Here is a 2,962-nt window from a genome sequence, read left to right as displayed (position 1 = left end):
CCGCCATTCACCCTGAAACTGAATTGGTTGCCGATGCTGGCTATCAGGGCGTTCAACACCAACACCCGCTGTGCCGTACACCGCACAAAGCGAGCAAGAAACGCAAGCTCACTCCGGCACAGAAAGCAGAAAATCTTCGACTGGCACGCTTCAGAATCGCTGTTGAGCATGTCATTCGTCGGCTCAAGATTTTTCGGGTGTTGAAGGAAACGTATCGCCATCGGCGAAAGCGGTTCAGCCTCCGAGTCAACCTCATCGCCGCCATCTGCAACGCCACCGCTAAATGTGCCTGACTTTCGCAAGAGGTCTATTCTAGGCCCATCCGGCTGGGGCTGCCATTCGGGCCGACAACTGGAATGACCTGTCATCCTGGTGGACCATCACAGGTCTGGACAGCGCGGTCTCCTCGCGGCGGAAGCCGGGGTCAATGCCAGCGTCCTGGCCCCCACTTGAAAAGGAAACATGTCGTTTTTCTTCAAGACCCGTTCCCACCTGCGTCTCTAGCCTGGGCGCATGAACAAGTCTCCGGTCAACGTTCCGCCCATCCTGTTTTTGCTCGTCACCGCCTTTCTGTTTGCCACCGGCATCAGCCTAGTCTTTCCGGTGCTGCCGTTTATCGTGGCAAAGTACGTGCCGCAGGTCTCGCAGCAGGCGGCCATGATCGGCCTGCTGGGCGCGTCCTACGCCTTTTGCTCGTTCTTCTCTTCCCCGGTGCTGGGGGCGCTCAGCGACGCTTACGGGCGGCGGCCCGTCGTGATCCTGAGTCTGCTCGGCTCCGCCATCGGCTACGTGATCTTCGGCATCGGCGGCAGCCTGGGGGTACTCTTTCTGGGCCGCATTATCGACGGGTTGTGTTCGGGCGGCATGGGCGCGCTGTTCGGCTACCTGGCCGACACCACCCCGGAAGAACAGCGCGGCAAGGTCTTCGGGCAGATCGGCGCGGCAGTGGGCGCGGGCTTTATTATCGGCCCGGCAATCGGCGGCCTGGCCTCGCATCTCAGCCTGAGCGCCCCGATGTTCCTGGCAGCGGGCGTGGCACTCCTGAACGTGCTGTGGGGCGCGTTCGTGCTGCCCGAAAGCCTGCCCGCTTCACGCCGGGCCACCACGTTTGACCTCTCGAATCTGAACCCGCTCAAGCAGTTGTCGGGCGCGCTGTCGTACCCGGTGGTGCGGCGATTGGTCACGGTCAGCGTGCTGTTCGGCCTGGCGTTCTCGCTGATGGGCCTGCTGGCGCTGCTGGCCCGCGATACCCTGGGCTGGGGCGCGGGCCAGGTCAGCACCGTGTACATCGTGGTGGGCGTCAGCGACATCGTGGCGCAGGGACTGCTGCTGCCATTTTTGCTCAGGGCCTTCAAGGAGCGCGGTGTGGCCGTTCTGGGCCTGAGCCTGGGTGTGTTCGGAATGGTGGGGATGGCCCTGCTGACCCACTTTCCCCTGACCGCGCTGCTGTACGTCAGCGTGCTGGCCTTCGCGATTGGCGAAGGGATTTTCAATGCCGCACAGGGGGCGCTGATTTCCATTGCCGCGCCTGCGGAGGCGCAGGGGCAGGTGCAGGGCGGAGCGCAGGCGTTTGGCTCGCTGGCGCAGGTGGTGGGGCCGCTGGGCGGCGGGCAACTGTACTCGCGTCTCGGCCCCGGCGCAACTTACGGCACGGCGGCGGCGCTGGTGCTGGTGGCGCTGGGTGTCCTGCTGGGACAGAGGCCACCGCCCGTCCGCAACAGTGAAGGTCAAGCGCAGGAGGTGGCCTGACTCGCCCCGCTGTGACCACCGCGCAAGGCGATTCCCCGGCGTCTGCCTTGGCTCTTCTGCGTCAGACAACAGACGCTCTACTGGACTACCGGACGACTCAGGCGGTTGGGAGAGCGGCCCCGCACGGGGGGCCGCTCGGCGGCTCAGTTCAGTGGGACGCGCCGATGACGCTCAATGGAAAACGGTGGCGGTAGGGCTTGCGGTCAGTCACGGCTCATCAGCCTACCGAGGTTAAGTTGCCAGAATCTTGCGAAGTGAAGAAAACTCAGGCGGGTGTCAGAGCATTTGCCAGGGGTCTGCGCTTCCCCTGAAGAGCGCGTCTGATCAATCCCAGTTCAGACCAGTGGGGCAACGTGATCCGCCGCCACTGGACTTGACCAGGCTTCAACCAGTTCCTCCGACAGCTTCCACAGTCGCTCCTGCGCGCCCTCATCGGCGGCCAGGGCATTGGGCTTGCCCGGCTTCTGCTTGACGAAATACTGTCCGCTGATCCCCTTGATCTGCGGCGAGGTGGCGACATACAGGCTGTTCTGTGCGCCCTGCTGCACCGTCAACATGAACGGCTTGAGAACCGTCAGCAATATTTTGCTCAGCCCTGTTGCCGTGCTGCCAAAGCCGGAGGCGATCAGGCCCGGATGCAGCGAGTTGCTGGTCACGCCCGTGCCTGCCAGGCGGCGCGCGAGGGCGTTAGAGAACAGCACATTCATCAGCTTGCTCTGGCCGTAAGCAGGCCAGGTGGAATAACCGGATGTGTATTGCAGATCGTCCCAGCGCATCCGTCCGTTGTTGTTGGCGGTGGATGACACGCTGACCACGCGGGCCTCGCCTCTCTCCTGGGCCGCCGCCTTCAGCCCTGGCAGCAGCAAATTGGTGAGCAGAAAATAGGCCAGATGATTGAAGGCAAACGTATATTCAAAGCCGTCCACTGTCTCGCGGCGCTCGTCGATCAAACCGCCCGCATTGTTGACTAGGACGTCCAGCGTGGGATGTTCGGCCAGCACTGCCAACGCGATGCGGCGCACGTCGGCCATGCTGGACAAATCGCCCACATACACCTCCAGCGCATCGTTTCCCGTCTGCACCCTGATCTCGTCCAGAACCTGTTGACCCTTGGCGGTGTCGCGGGAAGTGAGCAATACCCGGTAGCCTTGCCGGGCCAGTTCCAGTGCGGTGACTTTGCCAATGCCATTGGTCGCGCCTGTCACCAGGGCGG

Annotated in this window: 3 protein-coding genes; 2 read left to right on the top strand and 1 reads right to left on the bottom strand. The window is 63.1% G+C overall.

What is annotated here, in order from left to right; genetic code table 11:
- A partial coding sequence (locus tag BOO71_RS24820) for a transposase family protein (protein ID WP_139323191.1) occupies positions 1-293 on the top strand: 293 nt, incomplete at its 5' end.
- 220 nt (positions 294-513) lie between these two features.
- The gene (locus BOO71_RS24815; RefSeq protein WP_075836915.1) at positions 514-1,749 is read left to right on the top strand and encodes an MFS transporter; all 1,236 of its coding nucleotides are present in this window, start codon (positions 514-516) and stop codon (positions 1,747-1,749) included.
- A gap of 335 nt (positions 1,750-2,084) precedes the next feature.
- On the opposite strand, the gene BOO71_RS24810 is transcribed toward BOO71_RS24815, so the two are convergent.
- On the bottom strand, positions 2,085-2,962 hold an 878-nt coding region (locus tag BOO71_RS24810), incomplete at its 5' end, for an SDR family oxidoreductase (protein ID WP_075836914.1).

Source organism: Deinococcus marmoris, assembly GCF_001949125.1.
Classification (GTDB): Bacteria; Deinococcota; Deinococci; order Deinococcales; family Deinococcaceae; genus Deinococcus; species Deinococcus marmoris_A.
The sequence above is the reverse complement of the archived record's forward strand: the minus strand, read 5'-3'. Positions and strand labels throughout refer to the sequence as shown.